Source organism: Bacteroides sp. D1 (assembly GCF_000157095.2).
In the GTDB taxonomy this organism is placed as follows: Bacteria; Bacteroidota; Bacteroidia; order Bacteroidales; family Bacteroidaceae; genus Bacteroides; species Bacteroides xylanisolvens.
In genome coordinates this window covers 269,844-292,145 of the sequence record NZ_JH114343.1, presented here as the reverse complement: position 1 = coordinate 292,145, position 22,302 = coordinate 269,844, and the positions used below count along the sequence as shown (strand labels likewise).

At 43.3% G+C, this 22,302-nt stretch carries 14 protein-coding genes; 5 read left to right on the top strand and 9 right to left on the bottom strand.

Annotation, left to right across the window (positions count from 1 at the left end; genetic code table 11):
* Positions 1-48 precede the first annotated feature (48 nt).
* From BSAG_RS09805 to BSAG_RS09825, 5 genes are all read left to right on the top strand, one after another.
* On the top strand, positions 49-864 hold the full coding sequence (locus tag BSAG_RS09805) for a family 16 glycosylhydrolase (RefSeq protein WP_004317457.1): 816 nt from the start codon (positions 49-51) through the stop codon (positions 862-864).
* A 20-nt stretch (positions 865-884) separates the two neighbouring features.
* Entirely contained in the window at positions 885-4,073 is a 3,189-nt protein-coding gene (locus BSAG_RS09810; protein ID WP_004317456.1) for a SusC/RagA family TonB-linked outer membrane protein, read from the top strand.
* Positions 4,074-4,084: 11 nt separating this feature from the next.
* Entirely contained in the window at positions 4,085-5,761 is a 1,677-nt protein-coding gene (locus BSAG_RS09815) for a SusD/RagB family nutrient-binding outer membrane lipoprotein (protein WP_004317453.1), read from the top strand.
* A 20-nt stretch (positions 5,762-5,781) separates the two neighbouring features.
* The gene (locus BSAG_RS09820) at positions 5,782-7,044 is read left to right on the top strand and encodes a hypothetical protein (protein ID WP_004317451.1); all 1,263 of its coding nucleotides are present in this window, start codon (positions 5,782-5,784) and stop codon (positions 7,042-7,044) included.
* A gap of 112 nt (positions 7,045-7,156) precedes the next feature.
* Positions 7,157-9,451, top strand: a complete 2,295-nt coding sequence (locus BSAG_RS09825) for a glycoside hydrolase family 3 N-terminal domain-containing protein (protein ID WP_004317449.1) — start codon at positions 7,157-7,159, stop codon at positions 9,449-9,451.
* 254 nt (positions 9,452-9,705) lie between these two features.
* Here BSAG_RS09825 and cysK read toward each other — a convergent pair whose 3' ends face one another.
* The 9 genes from cysK to BSAG_RS09870 all read right to left on the bottom strand — a co-directional run bounded on the left by cysK (position 9,706) and on the right by BSAG_RS09870 (position 22,093).
* The gene (gene cysK / locus BSAG_RS09830) at positions 9,706-10,653 is read right to left on the bottom strand and encodes a cysteine synthase A (RefSeq protein WP_004317446.1); all 948 of its coding nucleotides are present in this window, start codon (positions 10,651-10,653) and stop codon (positions 9,706-9,708) included.
* 121 nt (positions 10,654-10,774) lie between these two features.
* Complete coding sequence (locus BSAG_RS09835) at positions 10,775-11,116, bottom strand: cupin domain-containing protein (RefSeq protein WP_004298587.1); 342 nt, start codon at positions 11,114-11,116, stop codon at positions 10,775-10,777.
* Between the two features lie 29 nt (positions 11,117-11,145).
* A complete protein-coding gene (locus tag BSAG_RS09840; protein ID WP_008770519.1) occupies positions 11,146-11,946 on the bottom strand; it encodes an alpha/beta hydrolase in 801 nt (266 codons plus the stop codon).
* A gap of 301 nt (positions 11,947-12,247) precedes the next feature.
* Positions 12,248-13,432: a glycoside hydrolase family 26 protein gene (locus tag BSAG_RS09845; protein WP_004317441.1), complete on the bottom strand. Its 1,185-nt coding sequence runs from the start codon at positions 13,430-13,432 to the stop codon at positions 12,248-12,250.
* A gap of 13 nt (positions 13,433-13,445) precedes the next feature.
* On the bottom strand, positions 13,446-14,930 hold the full coding sequence (locus tag BSAG_RS09850; RefSeq protein WP_008019539.1) for a hypothetical protein: 1,485 nt from the start codon (positions 14,928-14,930) through the stop codon (positions 13,446-13,448).
* Positions 14,931-14,940: 10 nt separating this feature from the next.
* Positions 14,941-16,404 carry a hypothetical protein gene (locus BSAG_RS09855; protein WP_004317436.1) on the bottom strand — a complete coding sequence of 488 codons (1,464 nt, stop codon included), beginning with the start codon at positions 16,402-16,404 and terminating at the stop codon, positions 14,941-14,943.
* A gap of 17 nt (positions 16,405-16,421) precedes the next feature.
* Positions 16,422-17,399, bottom strand: a complete 978-nt coding sequence (locus BSAG_RS09860; RefSeq protein WP_004317434.1) for a hypothetical protein — start codon at positions 17,397-17,399, stop codon at positions 16,422-16,424.
* Positions 17,400-17,415: 16 nt separating this feature from the next.
* Positions 17,416-18,954, bottom strand: coding sequence for a RagB/SusD family nutrient uptake outer membrane protein (locus BSAG_RS09865; protein WP_004317432.1), 1,539 nt, complete (start codon positions 18,952-18,954; stop codon positions 17,416-17,418).
* Between the two features lie 10 nt (positions 18,955-18,964).
* Positions 18,965-22,093 carry a SusC/RagA family TonB-linked outer membrane protein gene (locus BSAG_RS09870; RefSeq protein WP_008770515.1) on the bottom strand — a complete coding sequence of 1,043 codons (3,129 nt, stop codon included), beginning with the start codon at positions 22,091-22,093 and terminating at the stop codon, positions 18,965-18,967.
* Positions 22,094-22,302: the final 209 nt, after the last annotated feature.

The window sequence follows — 22,302 nt, the reverse complement described above, 5'->3', positions numbered from 1 at the left end:
TACAAGTATAAAGCACATATTACGTTTAACCTTTAAAATGCTAAAACGATGAAAAAAGTAGCACTATTCCTATTTTTATCCGTTTGCTTCGCGCAACAATCCTGTTCATCGGATTCTGTTGGAACGGAACCGGAAGAAAATCCACAAGACATTCTTTTTAAAGACGATTTCAACTTTTTCGACGAAAAAGTATGGACGAAAGAAACTCATGAACCCGGTTGGACCAATCAAGAGCTACAGGCATACGATGCCGCTCATGTATCGGTAGGAAAAGACGGGGATAAATCGGTTCTGATTCTTACCGCCGAACGCAAAGGGAATAAAATCTATTCAGGCAGGATCAATTCAAAAGGGAAAAAGAGTTTCAAGTATCGCAAGATAGAAGCAAGTATCAAGCTTCCCAAGACTAACGGCGGACTATGGCCTGCTTTCTGGATGATGGGAGACAACGACAAACAGTGGCCGGCATGCGGGGAGATTGATATTATGGAAATGGGAGAACAGAGCGGAATGGCTGCGGGCGATTCGGAAAAACAAGTGAACACCGCCATTCACTATGGCCCCAGCGCAGCGGCTCACGAACAGCAATACTACAAAGCCAATGTGGCCAACAGCCTGCAAGACGGCAATTATCACACCTACTCTCTGGATTGGGATGAAAACAACCTGACAATATCCGTCGACAACGTCAAGTTTCATACATTCGACATTAGCTCGAACACATACTTTCATGACAACTTCTACATCCTGTTCAACCTCGCCGTGGGAGGTGCGTTTACAGGAATTACCGATATTAATAAACTGACGGGCCTGAAAGACGGTCAGAAAGTGAATATGTACATCGACTGGGTGAAAATATTATAGGAATCTTAAATATACATGCTATGAATATGGAAAAATGTAAGTATCTACTGTTTTGCGGAACACTCGCCCTTTGGATGGCGGGAAGTTTCCAGCAAGTGTATGCAGCAACGGAACCAAGTTCCCAGGCTATTCAACAACAAAGCAACAAGGTAACCGGAAAAGTGAGCGATGCCACAGGTCCTATCATTGGGGCTTCCGTAGTGGAGAAAGGAACTGCCAACGGAACGATTACCGATCTGGATGGAAATTTCAGTTTGAATGTAAAAGCGGGAGCTACGCTCGTTGTCAGCTACGTGGGTTATAAATCCGAAGAAGTAAAAGCGGGAAGAGGTCCTTTGAACATCACCTTGAAAGAGGATGCCAAAGCATTGGATGAAGTGGTAGTCACCGCCCTTGGCATCAAGAGAGAGCGCAAAGCGTTGGGCTACGGCATTGATGAAGTGAAAGGTGAAGCCTTGACCAAAGCGAAAGAGACGAATCTTATCAACTCCATGGCAGGACGTGTGCCGGGCTTGGTAGTCAGCCAGACCGCCGGTGGTCCTTCCGGTTCTACGCGCGTTATTCTGCGAGGCAGTACCGAAATGACCGGCAATAACCAGCCTCTTTATGTAGTGGACGGTGTACCTTTGGACAACACTAATTTCGGCAGTGCCGGCACAAACGGAGGCTTCGACTTGGGCGACGGTATTTCGAGCATCAATGCCGATGACGTAGAAAACATGTCGGTATTGAAAGGCCCTGCGGCATCCGCACTTTATGGTAGCCGTGCCAGCCACGGTGTTATCTTGATTACAACCAAGCGAGCCAACAAGGATAAAATCAGCGTGGAATATAACGGAACACTGACTTTCGATACCCAACTTGCCAAATGGGACGAAGTTCAACAGATATACGGTATGGGAAGCAATGGTACTTATAGCTATGATGCCATATCCAACACAAACAAAAGTTGGGGCCCAAAAGCGGACGGTTCAAACATGCTGAAGTATTTCGACGGCGTGGAACGCCCTTTCCTCATTGTCCCCGACAATACGTCCAACTTCTTCCGCACGGGTATCACCGCCACCAACTCCGCCATCATAGGTGTGAACAGCGGAAAAACCGGAATTCGCTTTACCTATACGGATATGCGCAATAAAGACATTGTTCCCCAGACACACATGAGCCGTGACATTTTCAACCTGCGCGCCAATACGTCTGCAGGAAAGGTAGACTTGGATTTCAGCGTCAACTATACACGGGAAGACGTGAAGAACCGTCCGGCATTGGGCGACAGCAAGTCCAATATCGGTAAAAACCTGATGACCCTTGCCACCACCTACGACCAGGAATGGTTGCAAACCTATCAGACTGCCGACGGCGAATATTCCAACTGGAACGGCATGGATCCCTACAACGTGAATCCGTACTGGGATATCTATAAGAACTTCAATAAATCCAAGAAAGACTTGTTCCGCATGAACGGCAAGGCCGTATGGAACATCGACCCACATCTGAAACTTCAAGCAACGCTGGGTGCCGAACTCAACTGGTTCACGTTCGATGATTACAAAGCACCTACCACTCCCGGATTCGAAGCCGGAAGACTTCAAAACAGTGCTTTCCGCAACCGCATGTACAACTTTGAAGTGTTGGCTCTCTACAACAACCATTGGGGTGATTTCGATTTCAACGCTACGTTAGGCGGCAATGTATATAAGGTAAACAACCAGACCACCGTTACCACCGCTCAAGACATGAAGATACGCGATGTCCCTTCATTGACGAGCTTCAACGAGATCAGTGTAGTGCCCGGCAGTTACCGCAAGCAGATTAATTCGGTTTACGGAGCAGTGAACGTGGGATGGAAACACATGCTTTACCTCGATGCTACGTTGCGTGGCGACCAATCGTCTACCCTTCCCACTGGCAACAACATGTATGTGTATCCTTCTTTCTCCGGTAGCTTTGTATTCTCCGAGCTGACAAAACTGGGCGACCTCCTGCCTTACGGAAAGGTGCGTATGTCATGGGCCCAAGTAGGTAGCGATACCGATCCTTATCAATTGGGACTCGTCTATACGAAATCCAAATATGCTTATCCCGGATATACCATCGGATATATCGATAACGGAACCATCCCCAACAAAGACTTGAAACCAACCAAAACAAACTCCGTGGAAATGGGATTGGAATTGAAATTCCTGAAGAACCGTATCGGACTGGATTTCACCTACTATTCTCAAATCAGTAAAAACCAGATTATGGGAATGGCAAGTTCCTGGACAACCGGTTATAACTATCGCTTGATTAATGCCGGCAAGATAGAAAACAAAGGTATTGAGATTGCCCTTAGCACACGACCGATTCAAACACGCGATTTTTCCTGGGACATTAATCTGAACTTCTCCAAGAACAGCAACAAAGTAAAAGAACTGGATGGCGAATCGGATATGTTTGAACTGGAAAAAGCATCTTGGCTCGACGTTCAGGTGGCCGCTAAGGTAGGCGAGAACTTTGGTTCTATTGTAGGCCCGGACTTCCAACGGAACGAAAAGGGAGATATTCTGATTGACCCGCAAACCGGTCTGCCGCAATATGACAAGAGCAACCACGTATTGGGTAATGCCTCTTGGGACTGGACAGGTGGATTACTCACCAACTTTACCTACAAGAATCTTTCGCTGGTAGCGGTATTCGATGTGAAAGTAGGTGCCGACCTCTATTCGATGTCTGCCCGTGCTGCTTATGAATCGGGTAAAAGTCCGGAGACATTGGCAGGACGCGACGCCTGGTATCGCTCGGAAGAAGAAAGATTGGCAGCCGGCATTGCGAAAGGAGCCGATAACTGGAAGCCGACAGGCGGATTCGTTGCTCCGGGTGTCATCGACAACGGTGATGGAACGTATCGCCCCAACGACATCTACATCAATCCGGAAGACTACTGGATGAGCGTTTGCCGTAATGCACCTTCTATGTTTATTTACGACAACTCATACGTGAAATGCCGTGAGCTAACGTTGAGTTACAATGTACCCAAATCCTGGCTGAAGAATGTAATAAGCGGACTGACCGTTTCGTTCGTTGCCCGCAATCCGTTCATCGTATGGAAGAATATCCCGAATATCGACCCGGATTCCAACTACAACAATACCACCGGTATGGGACTTGAATACGGTTCGTTGCCTTCACGCAGAAGCTATGGTTTTAATGTAAATGTGAAATTCTAAAAAGATATATCATGAGACAATCTAAATACATCACAATCATCACGATGGCATGTGCCCTGTTTTTCGCTTCTTGCAGCGATGAATACATGGAAAACATGAATACCGACCCTTCCAAGGCCGCTACCATCGACCCGAATGCGCAGCTCACCACTGCCCAACTGCAAACGTACGGAGACCTTAGTATGATGGAAATCTACCGTAACTACCATTATGCATTCACCCAACAACTGATGGGATGTTGGAACACCACCAACTACGGCGGACGCCATACGCTAGACAATAATGAAATGAGCCGTATCTGGACATCGTTCTACACTCAATCCCTGAAGAATATCATTGATGCTCAATATCGCACAGCCGAAGATGCAGAGAAAGTGAACATCAACTCTGTGCTCCGCATTTATCGGGTTTATCTTATGTCTATCATCACCGACACTTACGGAGACGCTCCTTTCAGTGAAGCCGGCCTGGGATTCCTCGAAGGAAAGTTCAATCCGAAGTATGACAAACAGGAAGATATTTACAACGCTTTCTTTCTGGAGCTGGAAGATGCCGTCAATAAAATCGATCCGACCAAAGATAAAGTGACAGGTGACCTCATCTATGCCGGTGATGTAACTAAATGGCAACAACTGGCAAACTCGCTTCGCCTACGTTTTGCCATGCGAATCTCCAATGTCAATCCTACAAAGGCACAAACGGAATTTGAAAATGCTTTAGCTGCCAATGGGGGTGTGATAACGGACGCCTCAAGCGATGCGCTCATCAAATACATGACAATCGCATTTAGTTTCGGACAAGAAGCTTACTCTGATTATCGCGGAAATTCATTGTCACAGTTATTGTTCGGCAACGACCCCGCTAATAATCCAAGTTACCTCTGCTCCACTTTCTTTAATCAGCTACGCCAATCCGGTGACCCTCGTACATTCAAAATTTCCCGTTGTTATTATGACGGGCTGATGAGTGCCACCAGTCCCGACAATCGTGTCGACATCACCCAGGAGATGATTGAAAAAGGGATTGATTTCAGTCCGCGCAACCCGGGTGCCTACTCGTGGGAGCCATGGCCTACAGGATACGACAGCGATATTTGTAAGGAATTAGCCGTTAACAACCCTTCTGTTACAGCAACCATGGCTCGTGAAGTGGAACCCAAACTTGCCAATAATTTCCTAAAAAGCGACAATCCGGGCGTAGTGATGACCTCTGCAGAAGTGAAGTTCCTGATGGCAGAAGCTACTGTGAAAAAATGGAATGTCGGCAGTGTGTCGGCAGAAGATCTTTACAAGCAAGGAGTGCGTGCAGCTATGGATTTCCTGACAGACAACTACGGTTGCACGGCTACTACTGATGCAGAGTTTGATGCATTCATTCAAGGTAGAGGGACGTTCGGACATACGGACAATCAGAAACTTGAAGCTATCAATACACAGGCCTGGATTCTTCACTTCACCAATCCTGCCGAATGTTGGGCAAACGTGCGTCGTTCCGGTTATCCGAAGTTGAAATCACCGGCAGAATATGGGTTCGGACAATATCTCACCGGTGGAACGGAAATTCCGGTACGTCTCTGCTATCCTGTATTGGAATCTTCCTATAATAAGAAAAGCTACAATGAAGCCATCGAGCGCATGGGAGGAACAGATAATTGGCACAGCCTTCTGTGGTGGGATACTGAAAACTAACTATTAAACAATCATCCATTATGAAAAAGATATATATTGCACTATTTGCCCTACTCGCTGTAGGCTCCACATTTACTGCATGCACCGAGGAAGAGCCGTTCGCTACGGTGACGGAAAATGATGATCCGCATATCCTTGCCCCGGTATTCCCTGACAGAACGAACGGCCAATTGGCTACATTCGCCAACATCAGCCGGGATGCGAACTTATCCATCGCGCTGACCGTGACTCCGAAAGATTACACCACAGTAACCTGGTTCATTGATGGGCAGGAAGTGGAATCGGGTACCGACTCCGACAAAGAAATCAACCGTAGTCTGAAAGCCGGTACGTATAATTTGAAAATAGAAGTAGAAACTGTGAAAGGGAAGAAGACTTCCCGTGAAGGATTAGTGGTGGTCAATCCGTTGGCTGATGACCCTCAATCTAAAGAAGTAGCCTTTGAGAGAATTGTATCTCCCGGTAAGACTGCCCGTTTATATGGCAGTAATTTACAGAACGTAACAGCCATCCTCTTGGGAGGAAACACAATCACCGATCCTACTTATGTTGAATCGGAAGACGAGAACTATCTGGAATACATCGTTCCGACAGGCGTAAGCGAAGGCGATTACCGTATCGTTCTGCAAGATGCCGCCGGCAATGAATATGGAGCCGACATGGTGAAAGTGACCAATGCTTCTCTTGTCATTTCGGGGGCTAACCGGGCTACTGCCAACGTGGACTGGACCATTTCCGGTATCAATCTTGAAAACATCGCTTCTCTAACTATCGGCGGACAGACGGTGTCTCAATTCAGCAATCAATCTTCTACGGAAGTTACGCTGACTTGTCCGGATTTGTCTGATGGAAGCTATACGCTGACAGGCAAAACCCGTAGCGGAGAGGCTGTGCAGTTCTTAAACGATAATGCTACGACTACCGAGCAGACTGTTATTATATCTACTGAAATAACGCTTTGGTCAGGACATCATTACGTTTCATGGGATATGCCGGAAGGTGATCCCAACAGAACTTTTAATTTGATTCCGATGGATGCGTTTACCGGTATTACAGCCGGATCGACACTAAAAGTTGTCTACTCCATAGAACCTACTGCCGAATATCATCAGATGCGACTTGCTACCGGCAATTGGTCGTACTTCACAGACCCGATAAACTTCTCGGAAAACGGTGAATACGCACTGACACTGACCCAAGACATGCTGAATATGATTCAAGCTGAAAACGGATTCATCTGTGTAGGACATGGCTATTATGTAGATTTGGTAACCGTGAAATAATGTTCCTAAGTAAGTTTAAAAATCATTCATACCATAAGTATCTGTCATTCTTCGGGTTAAATCCATCTGAATGACAGATTACATAAACGATGCTACTTAAAAACAAATCATAATGAAACTAAGAAATATTATATTAATGACCGCATCTATCGCAATGACTGCCTGTTCCAAACAGGCAGTTCCCACTGCCATTCCTGAAGACGCAAAAATAGAACAACAAGTGGAAGAGCTTCTATCAAAAATGGATCTTGACGCCAAGATAGGGCAAATGACCGAGCTTGCTATTGATGTATTAGGAGAGACGATAAATGGAGAATTCCAATTGGACGAGGCAAAACTCCACAAAGCGATTGCTGAATACAAGGTAGGTTCGTTTCTCAATGCTCCCGGCCCGGTAGCACAAAACCCTGAAAAGTGGAACGAGATTATCGGTCGAATACAAGAACTGTCGATGACGGAGATTGGTATTCCATGTATCTACGGCCTGGATCAGAATCATGGTACTACCTATACATTGGGCGGCACGCTCTTTCCTCAAAATATCAATATGGGTGCTGCCTTCAATCCGGATTTGACATACGAAGCGGCACGTGTAACAGCTTATGAGACAAGGGCTAGCAATTGTCCCTGGACATACTCTCCCACCGTCGATATGGCACGTGATCCCCGTTGGCCGCGTGTATGGGAAAATTATGGAGAAGACTGTTTAGTCAATGCCATTATGGGCAGCACTGCTGTCCGAGGCTTCCAAGGAGATGATCCTAACCATATTCCCGCCGACCGAATCGCCACCTCCGTGAAACATTACATGGGATACAGCATGCCACGTACCGGTAAAGACCGCACACCGGCTTATATATCGGTTTCCGAACTACGTGAGAAATGTTTTGCACCGTTCAAGGCTTGTGTGGAAGCTGGTGCACTGACTATAATGGTCAACAGTGGTTCCATCAACGGAAAGCCTGTACACGCCGACCGCGAACTCCTTACACAATGGCTGAAAGAAGACTTGGGATGGGACGGAATGTTAATCACCGACTGGGCGGACATCAACAATCTTTATACCCGCGAACATGTGGCGGCGGACAAAAAAGAAGCCATCGAAATGGCAATCAATGCAGGTATAGACATGGCTATGGAACCGTATGATCTCAATTATTGTACACTACTAAAAGAGTTAGTGCAAGAGAAGAAAATACCCATGAGCCGTATTGACGATGCCGTCCGCCGGGTGCTTAGACTTAAATTCCGTTTGGGTCTGTTCGATCATCCGAACACTTTATTGAAAGATTATCCTCTCTTCGGCAGCAAGGAGCATGCGCTTATCGCACTTCATGCAGCCGAAGAATCGGAAGTATTGCTAAAAAATAAAGATAATATTCTTCCGCTTCCTCAAGGGAAAAAGCTACTGGTAACCGGTCCGAACGCCAACTCTATGCGTTGCTTGAACGGTGGTTGGAGCTATTCATGGCAAGGACATCTGACCGATAGATTTGCCGACAAATATAACACCATTTACGAAGCAATCTGCAACAAATTCGGAGCCGATCATGTCCGTCTGGAACAGGGCGTAACCTACAAACCCGAAGGTGCTTACATGGAAGAAAATGAACCGGAAATTGAGAAAGCTGTGGCCGCTGCCCGCAACGTGGATATTATTATCGCCTGCATCGGTGAAAATTCATATTGCGAAACACCCGGTAATCTTTCCGAGCTTGCCATCTCTGCCAACCAAAGCAAACTGGTAAAGGCACTTGCCGCTACGGGAAAACCGATCATCCTGATACTTAATGAGGGTCGTCCCCGCATTATCAACGACCTGGAGCCATTAGCTGATGCTGTTATTGACATTCTATTACCCGGAAACTATGGTGGTGATGCATTAGCGAACATTCTGGCAGGAGACGTGAACCCCAGTGCCAAGATGCCTTACACATATCCGCGACACGAAGCAGCACTGACTACCTACGATTATCGGGTGAGTGAAGAGATGGACAAAATGGAAGGAGCTTACGACTACAATGCAGTAGTCTCCGTTCAATGGCCTTTCGGATACGGATTGAGCTACACCACTTTCGAATACAGCAACTTCCAAACGGACAAATCTTCGTTTACCACAGGAGATGATTTGCACTTTTCCATAGATGTAACCAATACCGGTAAATATACCGGAAAAGAAGTTGTCATGCTATTCAGCAGTGATCTTGTGGCTTCGCTTACTCCCGAAAACCGCCGGTTACGAGCCTTCAAAAAGGTGGAACTGCAACCGGGCGAAACCCAAACTGTCACTCTATCCATCAAAGGCAGCGACTTGGCTTTTGTCAATTCCGACGGGCAATGGGTACTGGAACAAGGAGATTTCCGTATGCAATGCGGAAATCAAGTATTGACTATTACTTATAAGTAGGCATTTATAAGTAGGTATTTATAAATAAATGCGCATTATTAATGCATACACTCCCGACAATAACTCTATGAGACACTGCGTTACTTTGTGGTGAACTCAAATTATCATCTAACCGGCTGAACAGCCTCAAACGGCTGTTCAACCAAACTTAAACAACCGCTCCTCTTGCTCCAAACGACCGTATGTCTACAACAAAAAGACAATCGTTTGAGTCCAAAGGAGCGGTTGTTTTTATCTGGAGGAAAGCGGCATTATTACAAAGGATATTCCTCAAAAGCATACAAAATGGTAGATAAATAACGTTCGCCTGTATCGGGTAATAATGCAACAATCATTTTCCCGGCATTTTCCGGTCGCTTCGCCAGTTCCGTAGCAGCATATACAGCCGCTCCTGAAGATATGCCTACCAACAAACCTTCCTGTTTGGCTAATTCACGACTCGTACGAATGGCATCGTCATTCTGCACCTGAATAATCTCATCTACGATAGAAGCCTTGTACGTTTTAGGAACAAACCCTGCACCGATTCCCTGAATCTTATGCGGACCTGGTTTTCCTCCCGATAGTACCGGAGAATCAGAAGGTTCTACTGCCACGATCTTTATACTCGGATCACGCATCTTCAGCGCTTCACCTACACCGCTAACCGTCCCGCCAGTACCTACTCCGGCCACAAAGATATCGACTTTCCCCTCGGTATCTCTCCATATTTCCAGACCAGTAGTTCGTAAATGCATGGCGGGGTTAGCAGGATTCTCAAATTGTTGCAAGATGACAGCTCCCGGAGTGACCGCCTTCAGTTCTTCAGCTTTGGCAATGGCTCCCTTCATACCATCCGCACCAGGAGTCAATACTAATTCCGCCCCTAAAGCTTTCAGAAGATTACGCCGTTCGATACTCATGGTATCGGGCATCGTCAGAATCAGTTTATAGCCTTTAGCTGCCGAAACAAAAGCCAATCCCACACCGGTATTCCCGCTGGTCGGTTCAATGATAGTTGCTCCGGGATGCAAAATTCCTTTCGTTTCTGCATCCTCAATCATAGCCAATGCTATGCGGTCCTTCACGCTTCCTGCCGGATTGAAAGATTCAATCTTTACAATCAGACGAGCTTTCAGGTCGTTACTTGTATTATAGTTACTAAGTTCCAATAACGGAGTATTACCTACCAAATCCGTCAATTTTCTTGCTATCTTTTCCATATATATCTGTTTTAAATTCCTCTTGTTTTAATATATGACAAAGATAGTGCGGATTCTGTTCAGGGTAAATACCATATATGTGGTAAATTCATACCACATATATCTGACTTCCTGCCAGATATTATATTAAGAAATCAGCTCTCATAGGGCTGAATGTATCAATCAATACACCTGCTTCCAGACAAACACATCCATGAGGCTGGTCAGGTTCCACATAATAACCGTCACCTGTAGAAAGAATTTCTTTCCGATCGCCAATAGTCAATTCAAACTTGCCGCTTGCAACATAAGTAGCCTGGCTATGATAATGTTGATGCATAGAACCGACGGCACCTTTCTCAAATTCCACTTTCACCATCATCAGTTGCCCGTCATACCCCATTATCTGGCGGCGGATTCCCGGAGCCGGTTTCTCCCAATCCAATTCTTTCTCAAACTGAAAAGCATCACTGCGTGTTTTCATCTTCCAATCTATTCTTATTTATAACTATATTATTTGAATCTCTTCACATAATCTGCAATCAGATAACATGCCGGGCCGAGCACCTGACCATGATCGAATCCTTGCATTTCATACAAAGTCACCTTCTTGTTACCTATACTTTTCAAGACAGCTTCCAACAACGCATTTTCTTCATACCTTGCCGCCATCTCCAGATGCTTGTCCCCCGTAATCAACACGAGAGGAGCAGTTTCCTTGCGGGCCTTATTTACCGGAGCATACTCATCAACCACCGGAATACCGTCAGGTAAACCGCGTTCCTTACGAATAGTGAAATGTGTCACCGTCTGACCACTCACCGGAAGATAAGCAGCTACACTATCGGCATCTGCTCCGTATGCTGCCATGTATTTCTTATCCATTGCCAGAATCAACGAAAGATAACCTCCCGCAGAATGACCGGAAACAAAAATATGATCCCTACGACCACCATACTTTTCAATATTCTTGAAAACCCATGCCACAGCTTCAGCCGCATCTTCGATGTAAGCCGGATTCTTTGCTTTCGGACTCAAACGGTAATTCACCGCCACTACTGCAAACCCTTGTTCTCTCAATTCTTTGGGAATAAATTTATTTCCACCTTCCATACCACCTCCATGAAACCAGACGATAGTTGAGAAATCCTTCTTGTTTTCAGGATAATAAATATCCAGTTTACAACGTTCCCGACGATAGGTGTCTGTTTCGGAACCAGAGACATAAGATATATCTTTGTCTGTGCGATAAGCATTTTGTGCTTGAGCAATGCAAGCACAAAGCAAAAAGAGAAGAAGGCAAATCTTTTTCATGATCTTATTTATTTCAGTATTTTTTAGTATTCTTTCCCAATAAGCAGCATACAACCAAATGGCATCCATGTTTCTTATAAAATGCAATATTACGAAATTCTAATAAGAAATAGTCCTTCTACATACAGCTAATTCTGTTCATGCAAAAAATTATTCGTCTGACGACTGTTGAACTTTCGTCTAACAACTGTCAGACAAAAAGTATACAGTTGTCAGACGAATAAAGTTATTCAGCTAGAAAACTAGTCTTCTGTATACATAAGACTAATTCTTATATAAAAAGCGATAACACCCGCGTTTATCATTTCACATTCATTCCTTCAGCCATTGTATACATATCCGGCAAATCGGCAGAGAAAAGCGAAACCGGACTTTCATACATCTTTATAAAACTCTTTTCAGAGGCATGCCCTTTAAAAACAGAGTAGAAATGCGACTCACTTTCACTAGGATCATATTTGTTTCTCCACATCACAATCATGCTGACAAACTGTCCTGTAACAGGGGTAAGGATTTGCTGTGTCCAATAGTTTTTCTCCGGAACACCATCACGTTGAATACCCTCTACTCCGGTTTCTGTAACCCCACACGGTTTTTTCAGTTCTTTTGACAGACGAGACAAGGTATTCATATTGGTAGTCAGCACAACCGGACTCAAACCATGATAAGAATCCATTCCTAAAAAATCTACATAGTCATTACCGGGCCATCTAAATAGAAAGTTCTCACGTCCCTGCACAGAATCTATTTGCGGGGAAATCGCATAAATAAGGTTATGCACATTTTTTGTGTCCCGCAAATAATTGACTGTAAATTTCCAAAAGGAAGTAAATTCATCACTAGTCGTACATGAACTCCCCCACCACGACCATGTTTGGGTATGCTCATGATAAGGGCGGAAAATGACCGGAACCAATTCACCATTCTTACCTTTCAAATTCAGTGCAAAATTCGCCAAACGATCCAGCCAAGTTTTAAATTTAAGATGTGTAGGACTTCCCTCTTTAAGAATCTCCTTCACAACCTCATTACTGGAATTATCCCATGAATCACCTCCGGTCAACGGATTATTCAGATGTGCACATGCAATAAGTACCTCGCCACGCTCATAAGCCTCTAAAGCGACTCTTTTACGGATTTCATTTTCCGGGTTCTGATAACGATCATCCATTATTTCAGCAACATCAAAACTGAAAACTGCCGGATAGTCACCACAAACATCATGAGTGTCGGAGCGTCCTTCCTCATTATACCATTTACGACCATACCAAAGATCATCATGATGTCCGAACATGAAACCTTTTGACTGAATAGCCCAAAGATTCGAATACAAGGCTTTAGTCTCGGAAGTCGCATTTTTATCTACAATGGAGAGTTCTTTCACTTCTTCATATTCCGGATAAAGCGCCGATACCTCTTCCACATCGCTACAACTCATAAAGACGGATGCTAATCCGACCAAAAGTATATTGATTTGCTTTTTCATAATTATCTGTCTTTTAATCTATATTCGTTAATAAAATAAAACTTTGAGCCTTGAGGATAGTCTGATAAGTTCCATCAACAGTTAATCCTGTCTGGACAGGAACGGGGTGTCCTTCATTGTTAGTTTGCCTATTCCCTTCTTCATATACATATAAAGAAACATTCTCGAGAGCAGCAGGCAAAGAAATATCCAAAGATCGATCCTCGTCTCCTATATTAACGGCAGCAAAAACATATTTTCCTTGATATTCTCCAGCAGCCGCATAAACACCTTTCGTGCGATCAAGCGTTGTTTTAAGGATATTAGAACCAGTCGGAAAATAACGGCACATCAATGACCAAGTGTAATACCACGGACGGATTTCTTCCTGCGAAGGGTCATCGAAGACTTCTTCTCCTAAGATATTCCACATTCCCCACAACTTAATATCTTCCGTCTTACCAGAATCACCGCTACTGTGCATTGCGTCATCCAACATCCAGGCAGCTATTCCCGAATATCCTCCATTCATTACCTCCATACAGAGCAATGGCATATCAAGACCATAAAAATAGTCGTATACCAACATATTAGAATCTGTACCTTTAGTAAACGGATGACCTTCGACACGCCGGTTATACTCTTTCATTAACAACGAATCTGCTTCACGCCAATATTTGTAACCGGCCTCTCCCAACACAATCTTTTTACCAGCAGGAATAAATTCCTTATAGCGAGCCAGAATCTCCGCATATTGCCCAGAACGTACTTCATGTTGTCCGGGATAGGCATGAATATCGTAAATACCGATGTGCGAATCCAAGTCGGTGGCCGCCTGTTTCACCCAGCCTGCCGCGTCAAATGGAGAAGACGGATTCTTGTAATCAACGACTGCATCAGGGCCGGCAAACTTCACTTTGCCGTCTAGTCCGGGATATTCTTTCATCTTATCCGCAAAACGGAGTAACATGGATTTCCACAGGTCGTAGTCACCGTCAGTTGAAGCCCAATTCCCATCAGGTTCATTAAAGATCACAAAATATTTGATACAGGAAAAGCCAAGATCATTGACCAGATAATTCAGGTAATCGACAGACATATCCACCCAACATTGTTCATCCTTCATAGCCCAAGTAGGGGGATTATATTCACCATACATCACCACAATATTATGATCCGTACAATACTGCAACAAGCGGGAAAGTGACGCTATATTACGTGTTTTATCATACTTTCCCGTCTGCGGATCATAATAACGAAAAGGACTGTTAATCATACAACGCACATAGCCCATACGCATAAAGTCAAGGCGTTTAAACAGTTTCTGCCAGTCTTCGTCAGAAACGGAGGCTCCCCATGACTCGGCTTCATCGTAAGGATCCCACTCCACACCATTTCCTATGTAACCGGAAGTAACAACCTCTTGAGATACATTCACTGTCAGCCGGTTGTCAGAGTGCGTACATGAAACAAGCAACATCCCCACCACAAAAGTTCCTATTATTGTTTTTAAATTCATCATTCTGTTTTTAATAATCGTAATTAGTATACACTATCAGTGATTCTGCCGGCATAGTCACTGTTTCTCCTTTCTCAAGGTGAAGAATCAAGTTCTCATCATTCGGCAAAAGGAGACAATCTCCTTTCTGTTTCAACGTACCGTCCGAATAGATGAACTTTTTACAACCTGACAGAGAAGAAAGAACATTACTTTTTAGTTTTACCGTTTTCGGACTATCAGAAACATTCACCAAAGCAATCATATATTTCCCATCTTTTCCTGATACGGCAGCCTTTACGAAAGGCTCTCCGGTGGTGTCTGTTCTATAAACCGCAGTTCCGGCAGGCATATACCTGGTCAGTAACGACCAGGCATAATACCACGGACGGACGTTTTCCTCTTCTGCTCCGAAACATTCTTCACCGAATATATTCCAGAATCCCCAAATCTTCAGTTTGTCAGGTGCTTCATTAGAGTGCATGGCATCATCCAGCATCCAGGCAATGGAACCTGAAAAACCAGTATTGACAGTTTGAATAAGAGCATCTGCCATATCTGTTCCATACATATAATCATAAACAAACATCTGCGAATCTTCCAACGAGGCGTTAACTTTACTCCCTGCTCTACGAATATTCTCCTTCTGATACAAAGAATCAGCCTTTTCCACAAATTTAAAACCAATTTCTCCCATCACGATTTTCTTTCCTTCAGGAATCTTCTCTTTATAGGCAGCAATAATATCTGCATATTCTCCAGAATTAACGGTGACTTTAGACGGATAAGTATGGATATCGTAAAGTTCTATTTGTTCGTTCAACTGCACTGCACAGCTATCCATCCATCCTGTCTCCGCTTTATCCCAGATGGCAATATCCGGACCGACGATACCAACTTCTCCGATCAGGTCAAATTCTTTCATATATTGATAAAACTGCCGGACAGATGATGCCCAAAGAGGAAAACTCTTATTAGTGGCAGCCCAATAACCATTCGGCTCATTCACCAGATTGTAATAGCGGATACAAGAATATCCTTTATTATGAACCAGATAATCAACCAAGGCAGCTGCGTGACGAAGACTTTGACTGTCAATCTCTGCTTCGCGGGCACGAATGACACTCCATCCCCAATCTCCGAACATGACAGTCACATTACGACTCTGGCAGTAGTCTAACATTTTGGATAATACTTCCATCCCCCGTTCCGGCACCAATCTCCCCTGGTCAACAAACGAAGAAGTATTAATCATGATACGAATAAACTGCGGACGCATAAAATCAAGTCTGTCATACAGTTTCTCCCAATCGGCTTCCGAAATAGTTAGTTTACCTTTGCCATAATCCAGTTGATAAGGATCCCATTGCGCCCCATTACCTATATAGCAATCATTTAGCACCGTTTCCGTATCTATGGTGATTATTACATCCTGTTCTACCGGAGAACAGGATGCAAAAAAGGCAACTATAAAAATAAAGAAGTATTTCTTCATATTTTATCATCCATTAGTTAATCCTCATTTTTTGTCACGAGTACAAAGAACTTACGTGCCTGTTTAGCAAACACATCATAATCAGTATAAATATAAGTCCACTCATCCACACCATTGATTTGGAAAGAGAAAGCATTATTCGGCAAAGTTACCGTATTGGTATAACCTCCCCCCTGGAATAATGTATAAGTTCCCGGATTTTCGAGTACGGCAGTCGATTCATTTCCGTCCGAATCAATAAAAGTAATGGTACCTAAACTGTAATTACGAATCCAACGGCTCTCTCCTACTGGGATTTTCCGATAATACTTCTTCAGATCAATATCCGTCTTATCTGCCGGATTAGAAGAACCTTTAAATATAAAATCTGCATATTTCCCGTCAGGCCCGGCAGCATTTATACATTTCCCGGATGTGTTTCCATCATCTGTGATATTCTCCATAATAAAGGTCAGTGTATTGTCATACTCTTTTTCCGGGGAATATTCATCATACCAGCACCATGATTTGTCCATAAACGGATAAACTCTTCCGCCACCCCATTCCGGACCTGTACCACCATAAATAATCAAATTATTAATCGACCATGTACCTTCCAGACTTTCACGGAATTCATTCACATAGATCATATATTCACGTGTTTTTCCAGTTGCGGAAGTTACAGTAAGAACCGATTTTCGCTCCGGATTACTAAAATCCAATGTACTGCCTTTACCTGCAGAAGCTGTGGCTTGATACGACAATTCGATAGATTCTATTTCAACTTTCGACAAATCAGGAATAGCCCCCACATTAAGGGTTACGGTAACTTCCCCGGTTGTATCATCAATGCGTTCAATTTCAGCCTGTCCCACCTGGTTCTTGAATTTAAGACTCGTTACAGACCTCTCGTTATTCCATCCTCCATCATTCAAATCATCCTGCATGTCTTTCACACAAGATTGCATTACCCCCATACAAAGGATAAACAGTGTGTATTTTAATAGTTTATTCATAGCTCACGATTTTTTATTATTCTCTTAAACTTGGATTAAGATTAATCTCGGTTTGCGGCAACGGATAGAAAGAATATTGACTTTCATTTAGTCCGGCATCCTTCACTTCTTTGATTTCTCCAATCCTGCCCCAACGACGAATATCGTACATACGATCTCCTTCAAAAGCCATTTCAAACTTACGTTCTTCATATACTTTCTCCCGGAATTCATCTATCGGCAATCCTGGAGTCAAATCCCCCAATCCTGCCCTATGTCTGATAAAGTTTATCAGTTCATAAGCTTTGGTAGTCGGGCCGGCAGCTTCGGCATACACCATAGCAATGTCAGTAAAACGAATGAGAAAGGGGCGTGTACTAGTCTTATCCCCATCAAATTTGGGATCGATGTATTTTCGGCAGAAGGGGTACTCAAAATCACCGCCATCCGGTTTCCATTCCGCTTTTACCGTTCCATCTTCATTATACACCTTGTCCACAATGAGATCTTTCTTACGCAAATCGTTTCCATCAAACTCATTATAGAAATTCATTTCCGTACGATATTCTCCCCAACCGTCATGAGATTTTATATATTCATCCTTGTCTCCTTGCTTGATCCAGATAGTAGCACCCTCAATATAAGGAAGGAACATTTTGGATATCTTAGAATATTGTCCTTCTGCCTCTCCCGTTCTATCCATAGACATCAAGAAAATATTTTCTTTACCGGCAAAGTTCTCTACATCATAAATCTTGAGCAAATCACTTTCAAAACCATACGTATTCTGCGGATAATCCGGATCCAATCCTAATGCTCTTCCGGCATAAGTCATAGCATCTTGATAGAGAGAATTGACATCTTTCGCCATTTCCTTGTATAAAGGCACATTATTTGCTTTGGCAGAAGCTGCATATAAATAGATTTTAGCTAACAAAGCCTGTGCACCGACTCTATCGATACGTCCCATTATGGGGGCAGCGTATACAGGCAACAATTCTTCCGCTTTTTTACAATCGTCAATCATCAAATCATAAATCTCATCCATATTATTTGCCAAAGGAGTACCCGTTTGCGACAGTGTCTCCACTACTCCATAATGCATCGGTACCAAACCGAAGTTACGTGAAAGACAGAAGTAATTGTATGCACGTAAAAAATAAGCTTCACCCAAATACTGATCCTTTAGCTTGGAATCAATATCCGTACCCGGCATCTTCTTAATGACAGCATTCGCCCGATTAATAGCGATGAATGAGTATTTAAAGAAATTGACCAAAGTAGCATTGGTATCAAAGTTATCAATTCTCCACAGATTCAAGGCACGATTATCAACGGAGGCATCTCCTTTAGTAGTCATAATTTCAGTAGGCATATCACCGATGAAATAAAGAGCACGTGAATACTCGATATAGGTAAGAGTAGCATAAGCGTAATGAATAGCTGCCATTGCATCCCCCTCTGTTTTATAGAAGTTATCTTCGGAATAGAATCCGTAAGGCTCTTCATCAAGACTGCAACCGGAAAAGCCCAGGATACAGCTTATTAAAATGAAAGTGTATATATTCTTTTTCATATCATTTAATTTAGAATGTTATATCAAGACCTACTGTCCATTTCCTCAAGCGAGGATACCCACCGGAATAAATTCCGTTTTGCCCGACTTCCGGATCATACCCGTCGAACTTGGTAAATGTATATAAATTGGAAGCATTCATATATAGGCGTATTTTCGAGGCAAACACTTTCTGTTTAGGCAAATCAAAGGTATACCCTACTGTCAGATTCTGAATTCTCACAAAAGAGCCGTCTTCTATCCAATAGTCAGAAAAGCGAGTCTGACGTCCGTCACGCAGACTGGGATATTTGTTAGTCGGGTTGTCAGGTGTCCAACGGAGTGCGGCATTATGCGGATCACCAAAAGTCTTGGTGTTCAACACATCATTCCCAAACACACCATTCAGGAAAATACTCGCATCCAGTTTCTTCCAACGGAAAGAAAGATTCAGACTTGCCGTAAAATCAGGATTAGGATCACCGATAATACATTTATCGTTTTCATTCACAACACCTTGTGTCCCGTCCCCATCATACGTATTGACATATTTGAATTCTCCCGGCATAGCATCTTCTCCCGACAATCCTGCGTTAAGTCCTTCCGGCAAAGTCTGAATAATTCCATCACATTTATATCCATAAAAGACATTGATCGGTTGGCCAATAGCAAGTATATTAGTATAAGAGCGATACTGTTCACTCAAGTTACCGACAACTTCATATTCCATTCCCGTACGGGCATCTTTCAATAAACCTGATTCGACACTACTTCCCAAATCAAGCACCTTGTTACGGTTCATAGAGAATATAAAAGTTCCATTCAAGCTCCAATCTTTTTTATCTACCATAACTCCGTCAATCGTTACTTCAAATCCCCGGTTGCGAATCTTACCATCATTCACCCACATGCGGTCATAACCGGAAGAAAGGGCTAGGTTTCTTTCTCTCAACAGATCAGACGTCTCTTTATTGTAAATATCCAAAGTGACGCGAAGTCTTCTGTTAAAGAAAGCCATATCAATACCAAAGTCCCATTGCGCAGTTGTCTCCCATTTCAGATCCGGATTAGGAATTCCACTCCAAATTTTCCAGATTCCGTCTTGCCCGGACTGCCCTGACTCATACCCGGGACCGATAGCAGTCAGCCATTGTCCCTGATGGTAATATTTAGTCGTTCCATAACGGCTAAGAGTCTGATAAGGACTGATTCCCTGATTTCCCGAAATACCGTAACTTAAACGAAACTTCAATTCATCAAATGTATTTAGTTTCTTTATAAACTTCTCTTCGTGAGCTTTCCAGCTGATAGCTCCGGAAGGGAAATACCCCCACTTGTTATTCTTACCGAATTTAGAAGAACCGTCGGCACGAAAAGTGGCAGTAAGCAAATACTTATTATCATAAGTGTAATTCAGACGGGCCATTCCGGAAACCAGTTTACTTTTCGAGAACCCGTTGGAAATAATATTGTTCGCTTTCTCTCCGGCTCCCATATTCTCATTTCCCAATGCTTCATTCACAAAACCATTAGCAGTCAGATACGAATCACGATATTGATACCACTCGTAAGAATGACCTACCATGGCGCCCACTTCATGTTTGCCGAACATTTGAAAGTAATTGGCAAATGTTTCGGAAACAAAATTTTGATTCTCTGTGTTACCAATGACTCCCCTACCACGATTCTCCGTACCGACTTGGGTGTATTTCTGTGGCAGATACTGGTCGTTGGTAGATTTTCCATATTTATAATTCAACTGGCTTGTGAGACGAAGTTGCGGTATCACTTGCCATTCAAAAGCCCCGGATGAGATAACATCCAGCATTTTGGTTTTATCCTTTTTATGCTCGCGAATAGCGATAGGATGACTATAATCTTGAGCAGTAGTCTGATAATAAGTTCCGTCTTCATTATACACAGGATAAATCGGATTTCTCCAATACGCCATTCCGCCATTGTTATTACGGTTGCCAAGATATAGAATATTGGATGCACGAATCGTAAAGTTCTTATATATCTTATGACTGACATTCAGATTATACCCCCCTTTACTATAATCATCATCAATATACATTCCCTGGTCCGTATAATAATTAGCACTCAAGTTAAAACTCGTCTTCTCGTTAGCACTGGAGACAGAAACTGTTGTATTATTAGACACAGGCGCATCTCTAAACACTAATTCATCCCAACGGGTATTGGTTGTCCAAGTAGTCTGAAGCTCCTCAATAGACGGGTAATAAACACCGGCAGAATTATTTGCACCGATATAGAGCGGCTGTAATCCACCATTCACACGTCCCTCATTGTTCAACATTGCCATCATCACCGGGTCTCTCCACAAATCCAGTTTGGAAGAAAATTCGGAGAAAGTGAGCTGCTGTTTGACAGATACCGTCGTAGTTCCTTCTTTCGCCCTTCGAGTGGTTACAATTATAACTCCATTAGCACCTCTGGAACCATAAATTGCAGAAGCAGAAGCATCTTTTAATACTTCCATTGAAACAATATCATCGGTATTAATCTGTTTCAAATCACCGGCATCTCCCAATGGAAAACCATCTACCACAATCAAAGGTGAATTGGATCCGCGCAGCGAACTATTACCACGAATACGAACCGTTGATCCGGCTCCCGGATCCTGTGACGAATTGATTACTTGTACACCAGCCGCACGCCCCTGCAACAATCCTTCAACAGAATTAGCCGGTATATCACTTAATGCCTCCGGCTTTACCGTCGCAACCGATCCCGTCAAATCACTCTTTTTCACCGACCCGTACCCAATGACCACCACCTGATCAAGTAATTGAGTAGCATCACTAAGTACCGCATTTACCACCTTTTTTCCGGAAACCGATATTTCTATACTATTCATACCTACATAAGAAAACTCTAAAACCCCATTCACCGGCACATTGGCCAGAGAGTAATTCCCATCAAAATCACTGACTGTTCCTACAGCCGAACCTTTAATTTTAATAGTAGCTCCTATCAGAGGCTCACCTTGTACATCTTTAACCACTCCAGTCACAGTAATCTTGGAAGATGTTTGCTCTACCGCAGCCCATGCGGTAGAAAATACGGACAAAAAAAGGCATATCAACACAACTTTGCAGAGTGACATGCTACCAAGCCGTTTTTTCTGTTTATTCATCATAATATAAAATTTAAGCGTTGAATTCTTTACTGATAATTTGATAATACAAATATAGACTATAACCTTTCATTTTCATTCGCACTATTTACTCTATTATTATACTTTTTTGAACGATTTAATCTATGATTATCTATTTTTCGCATAGCAACCTCCCCAATGTACACATAAACAGTGTATACACATCACATTAAAAGACTAAAAGATAA